Genomic DNA, 21727 nt, shown 5'->3' with positions numbered 1-21727 from the left:
GCCAGCTTCAGCGCGCCGCCTTCGGCGGCGCCGTGGTCCCGCGCACCACCAGCTCCGGGGTCAGCACGGCGCGCTGCGGCGGTGCCGCTGGATCGGCGATGCGGCGGAGCAGCATCTCCGCGGTCTTGCGGCCCATCTCGTCCTGGAAGTTCTTGACCGTGGTCAGGGCGGGATACCATTGCGAGGCTTCCTGAACATCGTCGCAGCCGATGATCGAGAAGTCCGCACCAGCTTCCAAGCCGCGATGGCGCAGGCCGAGCATGGCGCCGAAGGCGGTAAGATCGTTGAAGCAGATCGCGGCGGTCGGCGGGTTCGCGGCGTCGAGCACCTTCTGGACGCCCTTCAGCCCATTCTCGCGCGTGCCATAGGCCGAGTAGACGATCGTGGGGTCGAGCGGCAGCCCATGCTTGGCCAGGGTCTCGCAATAGCCGCGATAGCGGTTGCGCCCGGTCGAGATCAGCGGGCTTTCGCCGAGAAAGGCGATGCGGGTGTGGCCGAGGCCGATGAGATGCTCGACGGCCAGCACCGTGCCGTGCCGGTCGTCAGAGCCGACGAAGTCCAGGCCGATGCCGGGAATTTCGCGCGAGAGCTGGACCAGTGGCACTTGCGCCGCCATCAGATGCTGCAGCGTCTCCGCCGTGGTGCCGCCGGCCGGGCAGATGATCATGCCGTCGGGGCGATATTCCTTGAGCGTGGTGAGGACGCGGTCCTGCCGCTGGAGGTTCTCGGCATAGGTGCCGAGCAGGATCGAGCGGCCATGCGCCGCTGCCGTCTCCTCGATCGCCGCGAGCAGCTCGGCGAAATAGGGATTGGTGATGTCGTGGAAGCCGACGCCCAGGATATTGGTCCGGTCGGTCCGCAGCGAGGCCGCGCTGCGGTTGTAGCTATAGCCCATTTCGCGCGCGATCTGCTGCACCCGAAGGCGGGTGCCGTCGGCGACCAGCGGACTTTCGCGCAGAGCAAGAGAAACCGTCGCGGTCGAGACCTCCAGCCGATCGGCGATGATCTGCAAGGTAACGCGACCCCGGCCACCGGGCTTTACACCCGCCTTCCCCGCCCCCGAAGGGTCGCGCGAGTGTCCGTCATTCGCCATCGAACGCTTCTCCTGAAGCCGGTAAGCCGATGCATTCAACCAGTTCTTGGCCAAATCGTTCCGCATTGCATTGTTCCATCTCATAGAATTGGGAGAAACTGAAGATGAGCACGACTAAAGAATCGATCGGCTTCATCGGTGTCGGTTACATGGGTCAGGGCATGGCGAGTTGCATTCTCGCCAAAGGCTTTCGCCTGACCGTCATGGGCCATCGCAATCGCAAGCCCGTCGAGGAATTGAAGGCGGCCGGCGCCGCCGAGGCGGCCACGCCGAAGGAGCTCGCCGGGAAGGCGAGCATCATCTTCCTTTGCGTCACCGGCTCGCCGCAGGTGGAGCAGGTCGTCAACGGGCCTGACGGCATCGCTGCCGGCGCCCAGCCCGGAACGGTCATCGTCGACTGCTCGACCTCCGATCCCGTCTCGACGGTCGCTCTGGCTGAACGGCTCGCTGCCATCGGCCTGCACCTCTGTGACGCTCCGCTGGGCGGAACACCCGCCCAGGCGAAGCTCGGTCAACTCTCCACGATGATTGGAGCCGACAGTGCGGTTTTCGAGCGCATCCGCCCGGTCTGCGAAGCCTGGGCCCAGAAGATCGTCCATCTCGGCCCGGTCGGCGACGGCCACAAGATGAAGCTGCTCAACAACTTCCTCTCCCTCGGTTACGGCGCCATCTATGCGGAGGCTCTGACGCTGGCCCAGAAGGTCGGCATCACCCCGCAGACCTTCGACAGCGTCATCACCGGCGGCCGGATGGAGTGCGGCTTCTACCGGACCTTCATGCAATATGTGCTGGAGCGCGATCGGGATGCACACAAGTTCACGCTCTCCAACGCGCTGAAGGATGTCCGCTATCTGGAGAGCCTCGCCAACGCCGCCGGCGTTCCGAACCCGGTGGGCGGTGCCGTCAAGAACGTCTATGCGGCAGCCGTCGCCAGCGGCAAGGGCGAGGACTATGTGCCGATGCTCTCGGACTTCGTCGCTGCGCAGAGCAAGGTTTCGCTCGGCTGAGTCCGGCTGTGCCATGGCGGGACGCGCCCGGAGCACATCTGTGCCGAACGCGGTCGCCGGTAGCCAGTTGCGGTGCCAAACCGTCATCATGGCCTCCATCCACGGGTGGAGGCTTCAATATGCGTGCCGGCATCAGTCCAGGCGGGCCGAGCCTTCGGGCACGTGCCGGATGCGCTCGCGGTAGAGCAGATAGAGCCCCGACGCGATGACGATCGTCGCGCCGATGAAGGTGAAGCGGTCGGGAATCTGGCCGAAGACGAACCAGCCGAGCAGGATCATCCAGATGATCTGGGAATAGATGAACGGCGCCAGGATCGTCGCCGGCGCCCGCTGATGCGCCAGGATCAGCAGCCAATGGCCGAGTGCGCCGAAGAAGCCGGTCCCGCACATCAACAGCCAGCTTTGCCAGTCCGCTGGCCAGGACCAGTACAGCGGCAGCAGCGGCAACATGATCACCACCCCGCCGATGCCGGAGTAGAACATCGTCGTCTGCGGCGAGTCGCTCGCGGCCAGCATCCGCGTCGACAGGCTGTAGAAGGCGTAGCAGAGACAGCCGCAGACGCTGAGCAGGGCCGCCGGATGCAAGCCCCCCAGTCCCGGCCGCGTCACCACGAGGACACCGAGGAAGCCGACGCCGATCGCGATCAGCCGGCGCGGCCCGGCCCATTCCCCAAGCAGCGGCCCGGCCAGCAGCGCCACCAGCAGCGGCGTGGCGAACATGATCGAGACCGTCTCGGCCAGCTGCAGATATTGCAGGGCGACGAAGTTGAGCGCGGTCGAGCCGAGCAGCAGCAGCGAGCGGAAGCCCTGCAGCCAGGGACGCCTCGTCCGAGTGATGCCCGGATGGCTCCAGGGATTGAGCAGGAGCGAGACCAGGGCGACGCTGATCACATAGCGCGCCAGGACCACCTGCATCGGCTGCATCGTCCCGCCAAGCCATTTGGCGCATGTATCGAGCAGGGAAAAGCAGACGATCGCCCCGCTCATCAGGGCGATGGCGGTCAAGCGTGTCCGGCGCGTATCCGGAAGCGGAGCGGGAGCGGCCGACAAAGGCTGAGCGTCTCGTCATGCTCTGGAGGAATGACGAGACATCAATGAACCGATTTAGGGCTTGAAACCAGCCCGCCAGCGCATGCGAGTCATGCCGCCGACGCGCCCGGCGTCAGGCGGCGTCCTCAGCCTCGTCCTCGGCATCCTCGACATCGGCACCGGCCTTGGACAAGCCCTTCGACGCCTTGCGCAGCAATTTGCGCAACTGCTTGCGCTCCTTGGCGTCGAGCTTTTCGAGCAGCTCTTCCTCGACCTGATTCCAGACCGCATCGAGTGCCGCCGCGGTCTTCTGGCCGTTCTCGGTCAGCGCCACCTGCACCAGCCGGCCATCGCGCCCACCGCCCTCGCGCGTCACCAGCCCCTGCAGCGAAAGCCGGCCGATCGTCTTGGACACGGTCGGCGGCTTGACCCGCAACAGCGTCGCAAGCTCGCCCATCGTCATCGGTGCGCCCTGCAGGGATTTCAGCGCCTGTTCCTGGCCCGGGAAGAGCCCGAGCGCGTTGAGACGCTCGCCCATCCTTGCCCTGTGGAGCCGCGCCGTCACCAGCAAGGCACGGCCGACGCTTTTTTCGAGGGACTTGGTCATGAGCCGGCCCTTGGAAAAGGTTGCGGATACTTTTCGCCGGCTGTGCAATCGCCCGCCTTCATGACAGGCCGATGACAATTGTCAGACAGGCTTTTGAATCCGCGCGATTTCCTGCGCAACCCTGGCGAGAAAAGCCGCGCGGCTCTGCGGCGTCGACCGATTCATGTCGTAATGCGCGAGATAGGAGACCCGCGCAGCCGGGTGGCATACCGCCCGCAAGCCGCGCTTGATCTGCCGGCGCGGCGGATCGCCCATCAGGAAGGTGCGCCAGCGCGAGCCGCCATAGCTTGTCACCGTCGTCAGCCGGCGAATGTTCCAGAGATTCGGGCGGATCGAGCCATCGACCAGCTTGAACGAGACGCCCGGCAGGAAGACGCGATCGAAATAGCCCTTCAAGATCGCGGGATAGCCGTAGTTCCAGACCGGGAAGCACAGATACAGTGCGTCCGCCCGCAACAGGCGCTCGACATAGCCGGCTACATTGTTCTGGTTTGTGCCGAGATCATGATAGCCGACGCGCTCCTCGCAGCTCAGCACGGGATCGAACCCCTCGGCATAGAGGTCGCAGTCGTCGACCTCATGCCCGGCGCGGCGCAGGCCGGAGACAACAGTCTCATGCACCGCCGCCCCGAAGCTTGCGGGATCGGGGTGGGCATAGAGGACGAGCGCGCGCATCGATCGGCTCAGGCGCCGACGCCGGCTTCGCCGAGCGCCTTGAACAGGAAGGTCTTGCCCGAGCGGTAGTCGTAGTCCGGGTCCTCCCAGGCGATCATCTTGCCGGGATTGAGCAGCCCCTGCGGATCGGCCTCGCGCTTGAAGGCGAGCTGGACCTCGTCGGTCTGCTTCATCCCGCCCTCCTCCAGCGTGTAGCGGTGCGGATTGAAGATCGGCGCGCCCATCTCCTCATGGATCGCCATGATCTCTTCCAGACGCTCCTCGCTGGTGAAGCGCACCAATGGCAGGCCGAAGCAGGTGATCTTGCCGTCGAAGCGGACGAATTCGAGATGGCAGGTGACCTCGTCGCCGAAGCGGGCATGGATCTTGTCGACGAGATCGACCTGGTTCGGGAAGGGATAGAGCACCTGCAGATAGGTGATCAAGGGATCGACACGCAGCGCCCGCAAGGTGGTGTGGTTCCAGCCGAGCTCGAAGGTCGGCGGCAACCCCTTCGCCTCCTCCGCCGTCAGCGTGTCGGAGCGCATCAGCACTTGCGAGCCGCCGAAGCGGCGGGCGAAGGCCAGCATCGATTCGACGGCGAAATCGGCGACCATGACCATGACGCAATGGCTGTCGCGCGGCAGGAACTTCCTGTGGCGTAGGAAATAATCGTGCGGAGCGGGCGCGGCGACGACCGCGAGGTTCTTCAACGCCAGCCCGTCCTGCTCGCCCAGCGCATTGGCGAACTCGGCCGCAGCGCGCAATTCGCCGAAGCCGAGAATGACGTCGACCCAGGCATAGGCCGGACCGAGCGGCATCTCGACCTGTGTGATGATGCCGTTGGTGCCATAGGCATGGGCGACCTTGTGCAGGTCTTCGCCCTGGAGCTCGAGGATGCGCGGCGTGCCCTCCATCGTCGCGACGCGCAGCGAGATGATGTTGCCCCAGTCGCGCAGGCCGCCCCATTTGATCGAGCCGACGCCGCCGGAGCCGCCGGCGATGAAGCCGCCGATCGAGGCGGTGTGATAGGTCGAGGGGTGCAGCCTGATCTCCTGGCGCGAATGGGCGCGCGTCTCCTGGTCGATCTTCGCCAGCACGGCGCCAGGCTCGGCGACATAGCGCCCGGCCTCGATGCTGGTCACCTTGTTGAAGCCGGAAAGGTCGAGCACGATCCCGCCCGAGAGCGGCATCGCCTGGCCGTAATTGCCGGTGCCGGTGCCGCGCGGCGTCACGGGAATGCCGAGCGCATGCGCGGCCGAGAGCGTCTCCAGCACCTGCGCTTCGCTCACCGGCGAAACGATGATGTCGGCGACGACATGGTCGAGCTGGCGCTTCAGCGTCGGCGAATACCAGAAGAAGTCGCGGCTCTTCTGCTTGACCAGCGCCGGGTTGTCCTCGGTGCGGATGCCGGCGAGGCGGCGCTTCAGGGCGTCGATGTCGTAGCGTGCGGTCATGCGGGGCGGCTCATCAGGGAATCGAGTTCGCGATAATCGGGCAAGGCACGGTCGATGGCGCGGCCGTTGACCAGAATGGTCCGGTCGGCCTGCGGCCTGGCGAAGAATTCGGTCCAGTCGCGGGCGTGGGTCAGGATCAGGTCGGCAGGGCCACCGACAGCCAGCCGGCCGGCGCTGGCCAGTCCCATGACCTCGGCCGGCGTCGCAGCGACCGCCCTTGCCCAGTCACGGTCGGAATGGTCGAGCTGAAGGATGCGGGTGCCCTCGCGCAGCGTCTCGACGAGATCGAGGTCGCCATAGGCGTAGAACGGGTCGCGGGTGTTGTCGGAGGCGACCATCACCGGCACGCCAGCGGCCTTCAGCTCGTGCAGCGCGGTGACGCCGCGCCAGCGTGGCGTGCGTCCGCGCTGGCGATCCTGCAGATACATGTTGCACATCGGCAGCGAGACCACGGCGATCCCCGCCTCGCGCACCTTCCCGATAATGCGCGCCTCGTCGTGCGGCTGCTGCAGCGAGAGCGAGCAGCAATGCCCGGCCAGGATCTTGCCGGTGAAGCGATGGCGCAGCGCCGCATCGGCGATGTGCTCGAGCGAACGCGCCGCCGGATCGTTGGTCTCATCGACATGGAAGTCGAGATCGAAGCCGTGTTCGATCGCGGTCAGGAACAGCGTGTCGAGGGCGGCGTCGAGTTCAGGCACCATATAGGTGACGGCGCCGAGCAGCCTGTCGCCATGATCGGTCACGGCCTTCACGATCGCCCGCATATGGGCGGGATCGGCGACGGCATCGATCCCGAACAAGGGCGAGGCTTGCAGGGCGATCCGACCGGCCCATTCCGCGCGCAACTCGGCATAGACCGGCCAGGAGATACCGATCTGCTTGCCGAGCGAATCGAGATGGGTGCGGATCGCCGCCGTGCCATGGGCATAGGCGCAGCGCAGGCCGAATTCCATGCGCGCCCGCACATCGCGGGCCGACCAGTTCGCCTCGCGATCGGCCGCGACCGCGCTGAGCGCGCCCATGAAGCTGCCATCCGGATTGGGCCGGCGCGGCCAGATATGGCCCTTGTCGAGATGGGTATGGACATCGACCAGCCGCGGCAGCGCAATACCGCCGTCGAGATCGACTGCCGGCTGGGCTTCGAGCGCGGGCGCGCCGCCCGCCAGAAGGGAAGCGATGACACCGTCCTCGACGGCGATGTCGAGCAGCGCCAGGCCGCCGCGGTCACCAGCCAGGCTGCCGGCCTCGACCAGACAGGCAGCCGTCCTGACATTGCGCAGCACATAGCTGCCGGAAGCCGGGATTGCTGCAAAGCCGGTGGTCACGTCGATCGTCTCCGGCCTGCACGCCGCCTTCTGAATCACCCGCCGACCATGCTGGCTCGCCGCGTCCCGATCAAGCGGCGCACGCGGCATCCCCACACGCCGGAGATTCAACGCAAAGCGGCCCTTGTCCGTTCTGTCGCAATGCAGCAAGAGAGCGGCGCAGGGCATCAAACCGGAAACTGGAATCCGCTTTTCGATCCGATGCCTCACCAAGGAGCTGGTCATGGCGGCACGCATCATCGACGGCAAGGCAGCGGCGGCGGAACTCAGGGCCGAGATCGGTCGCGAGGTTGCGGCGCTCAAGGCAGCCGGCAAGCCCGTGCCCGGCCTGCATGTCGTGCTCGTCGGCGAAGACCCGGCCAGCAAGGTCTATGTCGCGTCCAAGGAGAAGCTCGCGGCCGAGATCGGGATGAACTCGGTCGCCCATCGCCTCTCGGCCGAGACCACGGAAGCGACGCTGCTCGCCAAGATCGCCGAGCTCAACGCCGATGACGGCGTCGACGGCATCCTCGTCCAGCTGCCGCTGCCCAAGCATATCGACACCGGCCGCATCATCGATGCGATCGACCCGGCCAAGGATGTCGATGGCCTCCACCCGATCAATGCCGGCCTGCTCGCCGGCGGCAAGAACGGCCTCATGCCCTGCACGCCGCTCGGCTGCATGCTGTTGCTGAAGCAGGCGCTGCCCGCGCTATCGGGGCTGGAAGCGGTCGTCATCGGCCGCTCCGAACTGGTCGGCCGGCCGGTGGCGCAATTGCTGCTCCAGGCCGATTGCACCGTCACCATCGCCCATTCGCGCACGCGTGACCTGCCGGCCGTTGTGAAGCGCGCCGATATCGTCGTCGCCGCAGTCGGCCGGCCGCGCATGGTCAAGGGCGACTGGATCAAGCCGGGCGCGACCGTGATCGATGTCGGCATCAACCGCATGCCCGACGGCAAGCTCGCCGGCGACGTCGATTATGCGCAGGCGGCTGAAGTCGCCGGCGCGATCACGCCGGTCCCCGGCGGCGTCGGCCCGATGACCATCGCCTGCCTGCTGCGCAACACGCTGACCGCCTATCGCGCCCGGCGCGGATAGGTCGGACGCGGGGGCCGGCGTTAACTATAGATTAACCAAGAATTTGTGCGGCGCCGCGGGCGGGAGCATGGTCGGGCTCTCGAACGACGTGGAGGCGCGCCATGCAAGGCTCGGCCATCGACATCGCCCGGCACAATGCCGATCTGTTCGACCGGGCCGAGATCGCCGAGTGGTACGGCGAACAGAGTCTCTTTGCCTCCGAAGCGGTGATCCTCGAACGCTTCCAGCACGCCTATGCCGGCAAGCGCCTGCTCGATCTCGGCGTCGGCTCCGGCCGCACGACTGGCGCGCTGCTGCCTGACGTTGCCGACTATGTCGGGATCGACAAGGCCGAGGCGATGCTGGCCGTCGCCAGGCGCCGCTTCCCGGGCGCGACCTTCCTCGACATGGATGTCCGCGCGATCAGCGAGTTCGGCCCCGGCCGCTTCGATTTCGTGCTCGGCGCCCTCGCCATTCTCAGCGCCTTCGATCATGCTGAGCGGCTGGCTGTCATCGCGTCGGTCCGTGAGGTGCTGGCGCCGGGTGGCGTCTTCGCCTTCTCCTTCCACAATCGCGCCTGGAGCCGCGCCGGCGGCATGCCGCTGCATGCGCGCTCCTGGCACCCGCGCGAGATCGTGAATTCGGTCCATCCGCAGAGTTGGATCAACTATCTGCGCCTGCGGCCCTTCGCGCGTGAGGAGGCAGACTACGCCATCCATGTCGACCCTGCCCATCGCTGGAGCGGGCTGTTCTATTTCATCGACCTGGCGACGCAGGAACGCCAGCTCGAGGCGGCCGGATTCGAGATCCTGGCCCGCTTCGGCGAGGATGGCCGCCCGCTCGCAGCGGGCGACGACACCAGCCGCGACGGGCTCCTGAACCTCGTCTGCAAAAAAGCCGGCACGTCTCACTGACGCGCCGGCCCCGCAATTGAAAGCGTCGTCGCGCGGGCGGCGACCTCGCCTCACATATGGATCGGGCGCTTGTCGACAGCGAGCGCCGCTTCCTTGACCGCCTCGGCCAATGTCGGATGGGCGTGGCAGGTGCGGGCGAGATCCTCGGCCGAGCCGCCGAACTCCATCAGCACCGTCACCTCGGCGATAAGGTCGCCGGCATGCGGGCCGATGATGTGGCAGCCGAGCACGCGATCGGTCGTGGCATCGGCGAGGAACTTGACGAAACCGTCGGTGTGCCGCATCGCGCGGGCCCGGCCATTGGCGGTGAACGGGAACTTGCCGACCTTGTAGGCGACACCCGCAGCCTTGAGCTCTTCCTCGGTCTTGCCGATCGCGGCGACCTCGGGGGCGGTGTAGACGATGCCCGGAATCGCGTCGTAGTTCACATGGCCATGCTTGCCGGCAAGGATCTCGGCGACGGCGACGCCTTCATCCTCGGCCTTGTGCGCCAGCATCGGCCCGCGCACCACATCGCCGATAGCGTAGATGCCGTCGACATTGGTCTTGAAGTGGTCGTCGATGACGACGCGGCCGCGCTCGGTTGCGACGCCGGCCTTGTCGAGGGTCAGACCATCCGTGTTCGGGCGCCGGCCGATCGCGACCAGCACGATGTCGGCATTCAGCGTCTTGGCCTCGCCGCCGGCGGCCGGTTCGACCGTGACGGTGGCGCCACCCTTCTTGGCCACGTCGACCTTGGTGACCTTCGAGCCGAGATGGAAGGTGAAGCCCTGCTTCTGCAGGATGCGCTGGAACTGCTTGGCGATCTCGTCATCCATGCCGGGCAGGATGCGGTCGAGATATTCGACCACCGTGACCTTGGCGCCGAGCCGGGCCCAGACCGAGCCGATCTCCAGGCCGATTACGCCGGCACCGACAACCAGCAGCTCCTTCGGCACGGACGCAAGCTCCAGCGCGCCCGTGGAGGTCACCACCGTCTTCTCGTCGGTGGTGACGCCCGGCAGCGCAGCCGATTCCGAGCCGGTGGCGATGACGATGTTCCTGGTCTCGAGCTCCTGCGTCTTGCCGTCCTCGGCGGTGACGACGACCTTGCCGGCTGCCGGGATCGAGGCCGTGCCGTGGAACGGATCGATCTTGTTCTTCTTCAGCAGGAAAGCGACGCCGTTGACGTTGGCGTCGATGGTCTCCTGCTTGTGGACCAGCATCTGCTTGAGGTCGAGCTTGGGCTTGCCGACGGTGATGCCGAGGCTCGGAAACGTATGGCTGGCCTCCTCAAACATCTCGGACGCATGCAGCAGCGCCTTGGAGGGGATGCAGCCGACGTTGAGGCAGGTGCCGCCGTGGGTCTTGCGCTTCTCGACCACCGCGACCTTGAGGCCGAGCTGGGCAGCGCGGATGGCGCAGACATAGCCGCCGGGGCCGGTTCCGATGACGACGAGATCGTAGGACATGGTCTCTCTTCCGTTCAGACTTTACGATTGCTGTTGCGCCAATGGCGCGTTGGGTCCGAAGCGATGCTCCGCCTTCCTCAGGCCAACAGCCGGATTGCCATCATCGCCAAGCCGACTGCGCCGGCCAACCAGACCAGGGTACGCCAATAGGGGATGCCGGCGAGGTAGAGCGGGATGTAGACGATGCGGGCGATGAGCCAGACCGCGCCGCCGATGAAGCCGATGCCATCAATACGACCGCTCGCGACCAACGCCACGGCCAGCACTGCAAAAGCCGGGTAGGTCTCCAGATAGTTGCGCAGCGCCCGCTCGGCCCGCCCGGCGAAGACGCCTTGCGGCCTCACATCGTCATCGCGCGGCCCGGCATTCCAGGCCGAGCCCAGCTCGCTGGTCGCCGCGATCGCCTGCGCTCCGATATGGACGAAGAGCAGGGCGACGCTCGCGACGATCAGCGAGAGCATGGGTTCGCCTCAGAGGTCGAGGACGAGGCGCGCCGGGTCTTCCAGGCCTTCCTTGATCCGGACGAGGAAGGTCACCGCTTCCTTGCCGTCGATGATGCGGTGGTCGTAGCTGACCGCGAGATACATCATCGGGCGGATCTCGATCTTGCCGCCGACCACCATCGGGCGCTCCTGGATCTTGTGCATGCCCAGGATCGCCGACTGCGGCGCGTTCAGGATCGGCGTCGACATCAGCGAGCCGTAGACGCCGCCATTCGAGATCGTGAAGGTGCCGCCCTGCATTTCCTCTATCTTGAGGGCGCCGTCACGGGCCTTCTTGCCGAACTCGCCGATCTTCTTCTCGACGCCGGCGATGGAGAGCTCGTCCGCATCGCGCACCACCGGCACGACCAGGCCCTTGTCGGTGCCGACGGCGACGCCGATGTGGTAATAGTTCTTGTAGACGATGTCGGTGCCGTCGATCTCGGCGTTGACGGCCGGGATCTCCTTCAGTGCCTGCACGGCGGCCTTCACGAAGAAGCCCATGAAGCCGAGCTTCACGCCGTGCTTCTTCTCGAACACATCCTTGTACTGGTTGCGCAGCGCCATGACGTTGGTCATGTCCACCTCGTTGAAGGTGGTCAGCATCGCGGCGTTGGTCTGGGCTTCCTTGAGGCGGCGCGCGATGGTCTGGCGCAGCTTGGTCATCTTCACGCGCTCTTCGCGCGAAGCGTCGTCGGGAGCCGACGGCGCCCGGACCTGAACCGGAGCGGCAGGCGCGGCAGCGACGACGGCCGGGCCGGTCGCGATCGCAGCGAGCATATCACCCTTGGTGACGCGGCCATCCTTGCCGGACGCTGCGACCTTGGAGGGATCGACGCCGCTCTCGGCCGCAAGGCGCGAGACGGCCGGGCCGGAATCGGCGGCCTTGGTCGCCGGCTTGATCTGCGTGTCGCCGGCGACTTCGCCGGCCTTCTTCTGCGCATCGGCGGAGGTCTCGGCTCCGGCCTTGCCGGCGGCCTGCGCCACGGCAGTGTCCGCCTTCTTCTCGTCCTTGGTCGGTGCAGCGGCCTTGCCGTCGCCTGCCGCAATGGTGCCGAGCAACGCGCTGACGCCGACCGTCTCGCCTTCCTTGGCGACGATCTCGCCGAGCACGCCAGCGGCCGGAGCGTTGACCTCCAGCGTCACCTTGTCGGTCTCGAGCTCGACCAAAGGCTCGTCCGCCTTCACCGCGTCGCCGGGCTTCTTGAACCACTTGCCGATGGTGGCCTCGGAGACGGATTCGCCGAGGGTCGGAACGCGGATTTCGGTCGCCATGTCAGGCCTCTTCTTATTCGGATCTCGTGGATGTCATCCCGGGCGGAGCGAAGCGCAGAGCCGGGATCCATTCCGGAACGGTTCAGGCATGGATCCCGGATCGGAGCTGCTGACGCGGCTTGTCCGGAATGACGCAGTGTTTAAGCGGCAAAAGCCTCGTCCAGGAAGGCGTTGAGCTGGGCGACGTGCTTCGACATCAGGCCGGTCGCAGTCGCGGCCGAGGCCGGGCGGCCGACATAGCGCGGCCGCTTCGACTTCGAGCCGGCATGGCCCAGCACCCATTCCAGATAGGGCTCGACGAAGGTCCAGGCGCCCTGGTTCTTCGGCTCCTCCTGGCACCAGACGACGTCGGCGCCCTTGAAGCGCCCCAGCTCGTGGGCCAGCGACTTCAGCGGGAACGGATAGAGCTGCTCGACGCGCATCAGGTAGACATCGTCGATCCCGCGCTTCTCGCGTTCCTCCAGCAGGTCGAAATAGACCTTGCCCGAGCAGAGCACGACGCGGCGGATCTTCGAATCCTTGACCAGCTTGGTGGTCGACTTGCCGCGCTCGGCATCGTCGTGCAGCACGCGATGGAAGGTCGAGCCCTCGGCCAGCTCGCTGAGGTCCGAGACGCAGCGCTTGTGGCGCAGCAGCGACTTCGGCGTCATCAGGATCAGCGGCTTGCGGAAGTCGCGCTTCAGCTGGCGGCGCAGGATGTGGAAATAGCTCGCCGGGGTCGAGCAGTTCGCCACCTGCATGTTGTCCTCGGCGCACATCTGCAGGAAGCGCTCGAGGCGGGCCGAGGAGTGTTCCGGACCCTGGCCCTCATAGCCGTGCGGCAGCAGGCAGACGAGGCCGGACATGCGCAGCCACTTGCGCTCACCCGAGGAGATGAACTGGTCGAACACGACCTGCGCGCCATTGGCGAAGTCGCCGAACTGCGCCTCCCACATCGTCAGCGCGTTCGGCTCAGACAGGGTGTAGCCGTATTCGAAGCCGAGCACAGCCTCTTCCGAGAGCATCGAGTTGATGACCTCGTAGCGCGATTGGCCCTCGCGGATATGGTTCAGCGAGGTGTGGCGGGCTTCTGTCTCCTGGTCGATCAGCACCGAATGGCGCTGCGAGAAGGTGCCGCGCTCGCAATCCTGGCCGGAGAGGCGCACCGGGTTGCCGTCGAGCAGCAGCGAGCCGAAGGCCAGCGCTTCCGCCGTCGCCCAGTCGATGCCCTGCCCGCTCTCGACCGCCTTGCGGCGGTTGTCGAGGAAGCGCTGGATCGTCTTGTGGACGTTGAAGCCTTCCGGGACCTCGGTGATCTTCTGCGTGATCTCCTTGAGCGTCGCTTCCGGCACGCCGGTGGCGCCGCGGCGCGGATCGTCCTCGTCGGCGCGGATCGCCTTCATGCCGGCCCAGCGGCCGTCGAGCCAGTCGGCCTTGTTCGGCTTGAAGGCCTGGCCGGCGTCGAACTCGACCTCGAGCTTCTCCTTCCAGGCTGCGCGCATCTGGTCGAGCTCGCCCGGCTGGATCACGCCCTCGGCTTCGAGCTTGGTGCTGTAGAGCTCCAGCGTCGACTTGTGGCCGCGGATCTTGCGGTACATCAGCGGCTGGGTGAAGCCCGGCTCGTCGCCCTCGTTATGGCCGAAGCGGCGATAGCAGAACATGTCGATCACGACCGGCTTGTGGAACTTCTGCCGGAACTCGATCGCGATCTTGGCGGCGAAGACGACCGCTTCCGGATCGTCGCCGTTCACATGGAAGACCGGAGCCTCGACCATCTTCGCCACGTCGGACGGATAGGGCGAGGAGCGCGAATAGCGCGGATAGGTGGTGAAGCCGATCTGGTTGTTGATGATGAAGTGCAGCGAGCCGCCGGTGCGGTGGCCCTTCAGCCCGGATAGGCCCAGGCACTCCGCCACGACGCCCTGGCCGGCGAAGGCGGCATCGCCGTGGATCAGCAGCGGCAGCACCTTGGAGCGCTCGACGATATCGCCGAACTGGTCCTGCTTGGCGCGGACCTTGCCGAGCACCACGGGGTCGACGATCTCGAGATGCGAGGGGTTGGCCGTCAGCGAGACGTGGACATTGTTGCCGTCGAACTCGCGATCGCTGGAGGCGCCGAGATGGTACTTGACGTCGCCCGAGCCCTCGACGTCGTCGGGCGCGAAGGAGCCGCCCTTGAATTCGTGGAACAGGGCGCGATGCGGCTTGCCCAGGACCTGGGTCAGCACGTTGAGGCGGCCGCGATGGGCCATGCCGAAGACGATGTCGCGCACGCCGAGCGAGCCGCCGCGCTTGATGATCTGCTCCAGCGCCGGGATCAGCGACTCGCCGCCATCGAGGCCGAAACGCTTGGTACCGGTGAACTTGAGGTCGAGGAACTTCTCGAAGCCTTCGGCCTCGACGAGCTTGTTCAGAATCGCCTTCTTGCCCTCGCGGGTGAAGGCGATCTCCTTGTCCGGCCCCTCGATCCGCTCCTGCAGCCAAGCCTTCTGCTCGGGATCGGAGATGTGCATGAACTCGATGCCGATGGTCTGGCAATAGGTTCGCTGCAGGATCGCCGTCATCTCGCGGATGGTGGCGAACTCCAGGCCGAGCACGTTGTCGATGAAGATCTTGCGGTCGAGATCGGCCTCGGTGAAGCCGAACGCGGCCGGCGACAGCTCCTCCGGATCCTTCTGGCTCTCGATCCCCAGCGGATCGAGCTGGGCGTGGAGGTGGCCGCGCATGCGATAGGCGCGGATCAGCATGATCGCGCGGACCGAGTCGCGCGTCGCCTGCTGGACGTCGGCGGCGGAGATGGTCGCGCCGGCGGCCTTGGCCTTGGCTCCGAGCTTGTCGCCGACTGCCTTCTCGACCGCGGCCCAGTTGCCGTCGAGCGCCGAGACCAGCTCGCCGCCGGCCGGGATCGGCCAGTTCGGCTTCTTCCAGGACGCGCCCTTGGCGTTGTCGACGATCGCCTGCTTGTCGTCGTTCAGCGCGGAGAAGAAGCCCTGCCACTCCGGATCGACCGACTTGGGGTCGGCCTGATAGCGGGCGTAGAGGTCCTCGATATAGGCCGCGTTGCCGCCATAGAGGAAACCCGTCTGCGCGAGAGCCTCGTTGATGTCCTGGCGAGCCATGATCGTCCTGCCTTCCTCTCCGTCATCCCGGGGCCGGCGCGGCCAACCCGGGATCCATAACCGCGACAGCACCCTTGCTGTCGCGACCTGTGTTCATGGGGTCCGGGCCCGCGCCTGCGGCGCGTCCCGGAATGACCCGTTCCTCAGCCCTTCAATACTTCGACCAAGGTCTTTCCAAGGCGCGCCGGCGACGGCGAGACGCGGATACCGGCCGCTTCCATCGCCGCGATCTTGTCTTCCGCGCCGCCCTTGCCGCCCGAGATGATCGCGCCGGCATGGCCCATGCGGCGGCCGGGAGGAGCCGTGCGGCCGGCGATGAAGCCGACCATCGGCTTCTTGCGCCCGCGCTTGGCCTCGTCCTTGATGAACTGCGCCGCCTCTTCCTCGGCCGAGCCGCCGATCTCGCCGATCATCACGATCGACGTCGTCTTCTCGTCGGCGAGGAACATCTCGAGCATGTCGATGAACTCGGTGCCCTTGACCGGGTCGCCGCCGATGCCGACCGCCGTGGTCTGACCGAGGCCTTCGTTGGTGGTCTGGAACACCGCCTCATATGTCAGCGTGCCGGAGCGCGAGACGATGCCGACCGAGCCGGGCTTGAAGATGTTGGCCGGCATGATGCCGATCTTGCTCTCGCCGGCGGTGACGACGCCCGGGCAGTTCGGCCCGATCAGGCGGGTCTTGGAGCCCGAGAGCGAGCGCTTCACGCGCACCATGTCGAGCACCGGGATGCCCTCGGTGATGCAGATCACCAGCGGGATCTCGGCGTCGATCGCCTCGCAGATCGCGTCAGCGGCGCCCGGCGGCGGCACGTAGACCACTGAAGCCGTCGCGCCGGTCTTGTCGCGCGCCTCGGCGACGGTATCGAAGACGGGCAGGCCGAGATGGAGCGAGCCGCCCTTACCCGGGGAGGTGCCGCCGACCATCTGCGTGCCATAGGCGATCGCCTGCTCGGAATGGAAGGTACCGTTCTTGCCGGTGAAGCCCTGGCAGATGACCTTGGTGTTCTTGTCGATCAGGATGGACATCGGTTTACCTCAAGCCTTCTTGATCGCAGCGACGATCTTCTGCGCGGCGTCGTCGAGGTCATCGGCCGGGATGACGTTGAGGCCGGAATCGCGGATGATCGCCTTGCCTTCTTCGACATTGGTGCCTTCGAGGCGCACCACCAGCGGCACTTCGAGCCCGACCGTCTTCACCGCCGCGATGACGCCGCGGGCGATGACGTCGCACTTCATGATGCCGCCGAAGATGTTGACGAGGATGCCCTTCACCTTCGGGTCGGCGGTGATGATCTTGAAGGCCGCGGTGACCTTTTCCTCCGAGGCGCCGCCGCCGACATCGAGGAAGTTCGCCGGGCTTTCGCCGTAGAGCTGGATGATGTCGAGCGTCGCCATGGCGAGGCCCGCGCCGTTGACCATGCAGCCGATCGTGCCGTCGAGGGCGATATAGGCGAGGTCGTACTTGGACGCTTCGATCTCCTTGGCGTCCTCTTCGGTCTCGTCACGCAGTTCCATCAGCTCGGGATGGCGGTAGAGCGAGTTGGAGTCGAACGAGACCTTGGCGTCGAGGCACTTGACCTGGCCCTGCGTCGTTACGATCAGCGGGTTGATCTCGAGCATCGCCATGTCCTTGCCGACGAAGGCGGCATAGATCTGTCCGAGCACGCTCGCCGCCTGCTTGGCCTGGTCGCCGCTGAGGCCCAGAGCCTTGGCGACGGTGCGGCCGTGATGCGGCATGATCCCGGTCGCCGGATCAACCGAGAAGGTCAGGATCTTCTCGGGCGTGTCATGGGCCACCTTCTCGATGTCCATGCCGCCCTCGGTCGAGACCACGAAGGCAACGCGAGAGGTCTCGCGATCGACCAGCGCCGAGAGGTAGAATTCCTTCGAGATGTCCGAGCCGTCCTCGATATAGAGGCGGTTGACCTGCTTGCCGGCCGGGCCGGTCTGCGCCGTCACCAGCGTGTTGCCGAGCATTTCCTTGGCGTGGCTCTCGACCTCTTCGATCGACTTGGCGAGCCGCACGCCGCCCTTGGCATCGGCCGGCAGCTCCTTGAACTTGCCCTTGCCGCGCCCGCCGGCATGGATCTGGCTCTTCACCACATAGAGCGGTCCGGGCAGCTTCTTCGCCGCCTCGACGGCCTCCGCCACCGATAGCGCCGGGAAGCCGGCGGAGACGGGCGCGCCGTACTCCTTGAGAACCGCCTTGCCCTGATATTCGTGGATGTTCATGCCTGATGTCCTGTGCCGGTAAAGGGAGAGGCGACGGCGTGATGGCGCAAGACGTTGCCGCCGGCCATCACGCCATCCGTCTGTCTCACGCCAATGACGCGTCGATGCTCTTGCAGGCGTCGATCAGACCCTGGACCGAGGCGACCGACTTGGCCAGCATCTCCTTCTCTGCGCCGTTGAGGCGGATCTTGACGACCCGCTCGACACCCTTGGCGCCGATCACCACCGGCACGCCGACGAACATGTCTTTGACGCCGTACTGGCCCTTGAGCGCGGCCGCCGCGGGCAGCACGCGCTTCTGGTCCTTGAGATAGCTCTCGGCCATGGCGATCGCCGAAGCGGCCGGGGCGTAGAAGGCCGAGCCGGTCTTGAGCAGGTTGACGATCTCGCCGCCGCCCTTGCGGGTGCGCTCGACGATGGCGTCGAGGCGCTCCTGCGTCGTCCACTTCATCTTGACGAGGTCGGGCAGCGGGATGCCGGCGACGCCGGAGTAACGGACCAGCGGCACCATGTCGTCGCCATGGCCGCCGAGCACGAAGGCCGAGACGTCCTTGACCGAGACCTTGAACTCGTCGGCGAGGAAGTGGCGGAAGCGGGCCGAGTCGAGCACGCCGGCCATGCCGCAGATCATGTTGGGCTTCAGGCCCGAGAACTTCTGCAGCGCCCAGACCATCGCGTCGAGCGGGTTGGTGATGCAGATCACGAAGGCCTTGGGAGCATACTGCTTGATGCCCTCGCCCACCGACTTCATCACCTTGAGGTTGATGCCGATCAGGTCGTCGCGGCTCATGCCGGGCTTGCGCGGCACGCCGGCGGTGACGATGATCACGTCGGCGCCCTTGATGTCCTCATAGGACTGCGTGCCCTTGTAGCCGGCGTCGAAGCCGTCGACCGGAGCGGACTCGGCGATATCGAGGCCTTTGCCCTGGGGAATGCCTTCCGCGATATCGAAGAGGACGACGTCGCCCAGCTCCTTGAGGCCCGCGAGGTGCGCGAGCGTGCCGCCGATCTGTCCGGCGCCGATGAGGGCGATCTTCTTGCGGGCCATTGCCGAATCCTTGTTGTTGGATGCGAGAGCAGTTGAAGCCGAAAAGCCGACGGTTCTTTGACGCAAGCCGCTTCCGGGCTCAACCCCGCGCACGAACGCACATTGGAATAGCCCGAATTGGTCGTTGAGACATAGCTGGCGGCGAATATCGTGGAATAACAAACCGTTAGGCGCTAACTAACCGCGACGACCCGTCAGGCTGCCTCGCAATGGGGCAGTTACAATTTACAAAAACTGTCATTTTTTTTCAGATGACACCGGTCGCAAGCGTGCGCAGCGCCACCCGGATCAGCGTGGCGAGCCTGGCATCGACCGAGGCCTGCGGCACATCCGCCTCCAGTTCCAGCGAGGCAGGATGGATGAAGCGGTGGGTGGCATCGATCACGAAGGCGATAGCGCGGTCGCGGTCGCGCGGCTCGAAGGCGCCCGTGGCGATGCCGTCGTCGATGACGCGCTCGAACAGGGCGCGCACGCGCGTTCTGTTGCGCCGGCTGATCGCATGGCGCTTTGCCACGGCCTGCGACAGCGCCGCGAACAGATGCGGCTCCTCGTGCAGCAGGGTGCGGTTCGCCTTGGCGAGCGCCAGGATCAGGCGCTCGAGCTTGTCCTCGGCAGGGTCAGGCCCGTCGGCGATGTCGGCGAGCGAACGCTCGGCCGCCTTCAGCCAGACATCGACGACAGCATCGATCAGCGCCGTGCGCGAGGGGAAGTAGCGATAGACATTGGCATGGGTCATGCCCGCCTCTTCCGCCACCGCGACCACGGTGAAGCGACGCAGGCCGTGCCGGCGCAGATGCTCGCCGGCGACCGAGAGAATGCGCATCTCGCTCGGTTCGCGCGGCGCAGCCACGCTCAGGTCTCCACCAGCCCGGTCGCGTCGCCGCTAGCCGCCGAGTCGGCCCGGCCGTGCGGCAAGGCGAGGTATACCTCCGAACGCATCTCGATCAGGCGCGACACCGTCCGGTCGAACTCGAAGGCCTCGCGGCCGTTCTGCGCCACATAGAGCCCGGTCGGCTCTGCCGCTGCCGAGGCGACGAGCTTCACATGGCTCTCATAGAGCGTGTCGATCAGGATGATGAAGCGCTTGGCCTCGTTGCGCCGCTCGATGTCCATGATCGGGATGTCGTCGAGGATCAGCGTGTGGAAGTGCTGCGCGAGCGCGAGATAGTCGGACGCGCCATAGGCCTGCGCGCAGAGATCTGAAAAGCTCGCCCGCGCCACGCCGCCCGCCGCCTGCGGCAGCTTGAGCTCATGGCCCTTGATCGCGATCGTCGTGGGCGCGCCCTGCGCCATGCCGGTGAGCTGGCTGAAAGCCTTGTCGAGCGCGGCCTTGGCCTTGTCGTCGGCAGGGACGTGATAGGTCGGCGCGCCGCCGAGCTTTTCCAGCCGGAAATCGGTGCGCGCCTCCAGCTTGATCACCTCGACCTTGCTGGCGAGCAAGTCGATGAACGGTAGGAAGAGCGCCCGGTTGAGACCACCCTCATACAGCCGCGACGGCTCGACATTCGAGGTCGCGACCACGGTGACGCCGTCGGCGAAGAGCTTGGTGAACAATCGCCCGAGGATCATCGCATCGGCGATATCGGTGACGGTGAACTCGTCGAAGCAGAGCAGGCTCGCCTCCTCAGCCAGCTCCGCCGCCACCGGCCCGATCGGGTCCGGCTCCTTGACCGTGCCGGCCTTGAGCGCCTGGCGGTAGGCATGGATGCGCTCATGCACATCGGCCATGAAGGCGTGGAAGTGCACGCGCCGGCGCGCCGCAACCGGGACCGTCTCGTAGAACAGGTCCATCAGCATGGTCTTGCCGCGGCCGACCGAGCCCCAGATGTAGAGGCCCCTGACTGCATCCGCAGCCGGCTGCTTGCGCCCGAACAGCCAGCCGAGCGCGCTGCTCTTCTTCGCCAGCTTGCGGCTCGCGAGGGTTTCGGACAGCGCCTGCAGCCGCCTGACGACGGCGATCTGTGCCGGATCGCGCTCGATCGCGCCCGAGGCGACCAGGGTGTCATAGCGTTCGGGGAGCGTGGCGGACATGGCCTGGAGGCGGGACAGCAGGGAGAGACGTCGCCTTCCGGGTTACGGCAGGGCGGCCCGCCCCGCAACCCTCGGCGAGGCCGGCGCGCTATGCGGCCTGGCGCGGGCGCACCCAGCCGGCGCGCAGATGGCGGGCGAGCTCGCGCGCCGACTCCGAGGGCTGCGAGCGCGGCAGATGCAGCGTGATCGCGAAGGGCGGCAGCTCGGGCAACCCTTCTGCCGACCCGAGAATGTCGAGATCGGACGGCACGGTGCAGGCGAGCCAGGCGGTTACGGCAAGGTCGGTCCGAACCGTCGCCGTGGTCGCATCGATGTTGCCGTTCTCGAACACGCTGCGCCACGCCCGCCCCTGCCCGTCGAGCGCTTCGGTCACGGCCGGCCGGAAGGCGCAACTATCGGCCACCAGCGACAAGGGCAGTGGCTGTTTCAGATGAGCGGTGCCGGCCCTGGCGCCGACCCAGACCAGCCTTTCGATGCCGAGGCATTCGCCGCCGGCGGCCGAAAGAGGCTCCTCGACCAAAGCAAGATCGACCTCGCCCTTGCCGAGCGCCTCCAGCAATTGCGGCGAGGACGCGCAGACCAGCGAGATCTCGACCAGCGGGCTCGCCTCAGCAAAACCCTTCAGGATCGGCGCAAGCGCGGTGCCGACGAGGTCATAGGGCACGCCAAGCCGCACCGTACCGGCGCAGCTTGTCGTCATCTCAGCCCAGATCTCGTCATTGAGACCGATCAGCCGGCGCGCCTTGGCGAGCAGGCGATCGCCCGAGGCCGTCAGCTTCAATCCGCGCCGCTCGCGCAGGAACAGGGCCTGCCCGAGCCGCCGCTCAAGCCGCATGATCTGCTGGCTGACGGCGCTCTGCGTCAGATGCAGCACATTGCCAGCCACGGTCATGCTGCCATGGTCGGCCACGGCGACGAAAGCCCGGATCAGTTCGAGGTCGAGATTGCGCATGCGGGCATTATGG

Annotated in this window: 19 protein-coding genes; 3 read left to right on the top strand and 16 right to left on the bottom strand. The window is 66.3% G+C overall.

What is annotated here, in order from left to right:
* Nucleotides 1-7: 7 nt before the first annotated feature.
* Nucleotides 8-1093 (bottom strand): LacI family DNA-binding transcriptional regulator, encoded by a 1086-nt coding sequence (locus V7S63_RS07000; RefSeq protein ID WP_100963805.1) that lies wholly within the window; start codon nucleotides 1091-1093, stop codon nucleotides 8-10.
* Between the two features lie 104 nt (nucleotides 1094-1197).
* On the opposite strand from V7S63_RS07000, the gene V7S63_RS06995 reads away from it, so the two are divergent.
* Nucleotides 1198-2100 (top strand): NAD(P)-dependent oxidoreductase, encoded by a 903-nt coding sequence (locus V7S63_RS06995; protein ID WP_091836492.1) that lies wholly within the window; start codon nucleotides 1198-1200, stop codon nucleotides 2098-2100.
* Between the two features lie 132 nt (nucleotides 2101-2232).
* On the opposite strand, the gene V7S63_RS06990 is transcribed toward V7S63_RS06995, so the two are convergent.
* From V7S63_RS06990 to V7S63_RS06970, 5 genes are all read right to left on the bottom strand, one after another.
* On the bottom strand, nucleotides 2233-3105 hold the full coding sequence (locus tag V7S63_RS06990; protein WP_244543874.1) for a DMT family transporter: 873 nt from the start codon (nucleotides 3103-3105) through the stop codon (nucleotides 2233-2235).
* A gap of 157 nt (nucleotides 3106-3262) precedes the next feature.
* Nucleotides 3263-3736: a MarR family winged helix-turn-helix transcriptional regulator gene (locus V7S63_RS06985; protein ID WP_091836494.1), complete on the bottom strand. Its 474-nt coding sequence runs from the start codon at nucleotides 3734-3736 to the stop codon at nucleotides 3263-3265.
* Between the two features lie 81 nt (nucleotides 3737-3817).
* Nucleotides 3818-4411 carry an NAD(P)H-dependent oxidoreductase gene (locus V7S63_RS06980; protein ID WP_091836497.1) on the bottom strand — a complete coding sequence of 198 codons (594 nt, stop codon included), beginning with the start codon at nucleotides 4409-4411 and terminating at the stop codon, nucleotides 3818-3820.
* 8 nt (nucleotides 4412-4419) lie between these two features.
* Nucleotides 4420-5847 carry an FAD-binding oxidoreductase gene (locus V7S63_RS06975; protein ID WP_336529697.1) on the bottom strand — a complete coding sequence of 476 codons (1428 nt, stop codon included), beginning with the start codon at nucleotides 5845-5847 and terminating at the stop codon, nucleotides 4420-4422.
* A complete protein-coding gene (locus tag V7S63_RS06970) occupies nucleotides 5844-7172 on the bottom strand; it encodes a cytosine deaminase (RefSeq protein WP_336529696.1) in 1329 nt (442 codons plus the stop codon). The genes V7S63_RS06975 and V7S63_RS06970 overlap by 4 nt, the downstream gene beginning before the upstream one ends.
* 223 nt (nucleotides 7173-7395) lie before the next feature.
* On the opposite strand from V7S63_RS06970, the gene folD reads away from it, so the two are divergent.
* Nucleotides 7396-8250 carry a bifunctional methylenetetrahydrofolate dehydrogenase/methenyltetrahydrofolate cyclohydrolase FolD gene (gene folD, locus V7S63_RS06965; protein ID WP_336529695.1) on the top strand — a complete coding sequence of 285 codons (855 nt, stop codon included), beginning with the start codon at nucleotides 7396-7398 and terminating at the stop codon, nucleotides 8248-8250.
* Between the two features lie 101 nt (nucleotides 8251-8351).
* Entirely contained in the window at nucleotides 8352-9143 is a 792-nt protein-coding gene (locus V7S63_RS06960; protein ID WP_336529694.1) for a class I SAM-dependent methyltransferase, read from the top strand.
* A 50-nt stretch (nucleotides 9144-9193) separates the two neighbouring features.
* Here V7S63_RS06960 and lpdA read toward each other — a convergent pair whose 3' ends face one another.
* The 10 genes from lpdA to V7S63_RS06910 form a co-directional block, all read right to left on the bottom strand.
* A complete protein-coding gene (gene lpdA, locus V7S63_RS06955; protein ID WP_336529693.1) occupies nucleotides 9194-10594 on the bottom strand; it encodes a dihydrolipoyl dehydrogenase in 1401 nt (466 codons plus the stop codon).
* 77 nt (nucleotides 10595-10671) lie between these two features.
* The gene (locus V7S63_RS06950) at nucleotides 10672-11055 is read right to left on the bottom strand and encodes an MAPEG family protein (protein ID WP_336529692.1); all 384 of its coding nucleotides are present in this window, start codon (nucleotides 11053-11055) and stop codon (nucleotides 10672-10674) included.
* Nucleotides 11056-11064: 9 nt separating this feature from the next.
* The gene (gene odhB / locus V7S63_RS06945; protein WP_336529691.1) at nucleotides 11065-12351 is read right to left on the bottom strand and encodes a 2-oxoglutarate dehydrogenase complex dihydrolipoyllysine-residue succinyltransferase; all 1287 of its coding nucleotides are present in this window, start codon (nucleotides 12349-12351) and stop codon (nucleotides 11065-11067) included.
* Nucleotides 12352-12491: 140 nt separating this feature from the next.
* Nucleotides 12492-15449 carry a 2-oxoglutarate dehydrogenase E1 component gene (locus V7S63_RS06940; protein ID WP_336529690.1) on the bottom strand — a complete coding sequence of 986 codons (2958 nt, stop codon included), beginning with the start codon at nucleotides 15447-15449 and terminating at the stop codon, nucleotides 12492-12494.
* Nucleotides 15450-15592: 143 nt separating this feature from the next.
* Nucleotides 15593-16477, bottom strand: coding sequence for a succinate--CoA ligase subunit alpha (gene sucD, locus V7S63_RS06935; protein ID WP_091836516.1), 885 nt, complete (start codon nucleotides 16475-16477; stop codon nucleotides 15593-15595).
* 9 nt (nucleotides 16478-16486) lie between these two features.
* Nucleotides 16487-17683 (bottom strand): ADP-forming succinate--CoA ligase subunit beta, encoded by a 1197-nt coding sequence (gene sucC, locus V7S63_RS06930; RefSeq protein ID WP_091836519.1) that lies wholly within the window; start codon nucleotides 17681-17683, stop codon nucleotides 16487-16489.
* An 85-nt stretch (nucleotides 17684-17768) separates the two neighbouring features.
* Nucleotides 17769-18731: a malate dehydrogenase gene (gene mdh / locus V7S63_RS06925; protein ID WP_091836521.1), complete on the bottom strand. Its 963-nt coding sequence runs from the start codon at nucleotides 18729-18731 to the stop codon at nucleotides 17769-17771.
* A gap of 247 nt (nucleotides 18732-18978) precedes the next feature.
* Entirely contained in the window at nucleotides 18979-19581 is a 603-nt protein-coding gene (locus tag V7S63_RS06920; RefSeq protein WP_244543875.1) for a TetR/AcrR family transcriptional regulator, read from the bottom strand.
* 2 nt (nucleotides 19582-19583) lie between these two features.
* Entirely contained in the window at nucleotides 19584-20762 is a 1179-nt protein-coding gene (gene zapE / locus V7S63_RS06915) for a cell division protein ZapE (RefSeq protein ID WP_336529689.1), read from the bottom strand.
* An 88-nt stretch (nucleotides 20763-20850) separates the two neighbouring features.
* Nucleotides 20851-21714, bottom strand: coding sequence for a LysR family transcriptional regulator (locus V7S63_RS06910; RefSeq protein ID WP_336529688.1), 864 nt, complete (start codon nucleotides 21712-21714; stop codon nucleotides 20851-20853).
* Nucleotides 21715-21727 lie beyond the last annotated feature (13 nt).

Source organism: Allobosea sp. CCNWLY174 (assembly GCF_037120455.1).
In the GTDB taxonomy this organism is placed as follows: domain Bacteria; phylum Pseudomonadota; class Alphaproteobacteria; order Rhizobiales; family Beijerinckiaceae; genus Allobosea; species Allobosea lupini.
This window is presented reverse-complemented; position numbering and strand designations above follow the sequence as displayed.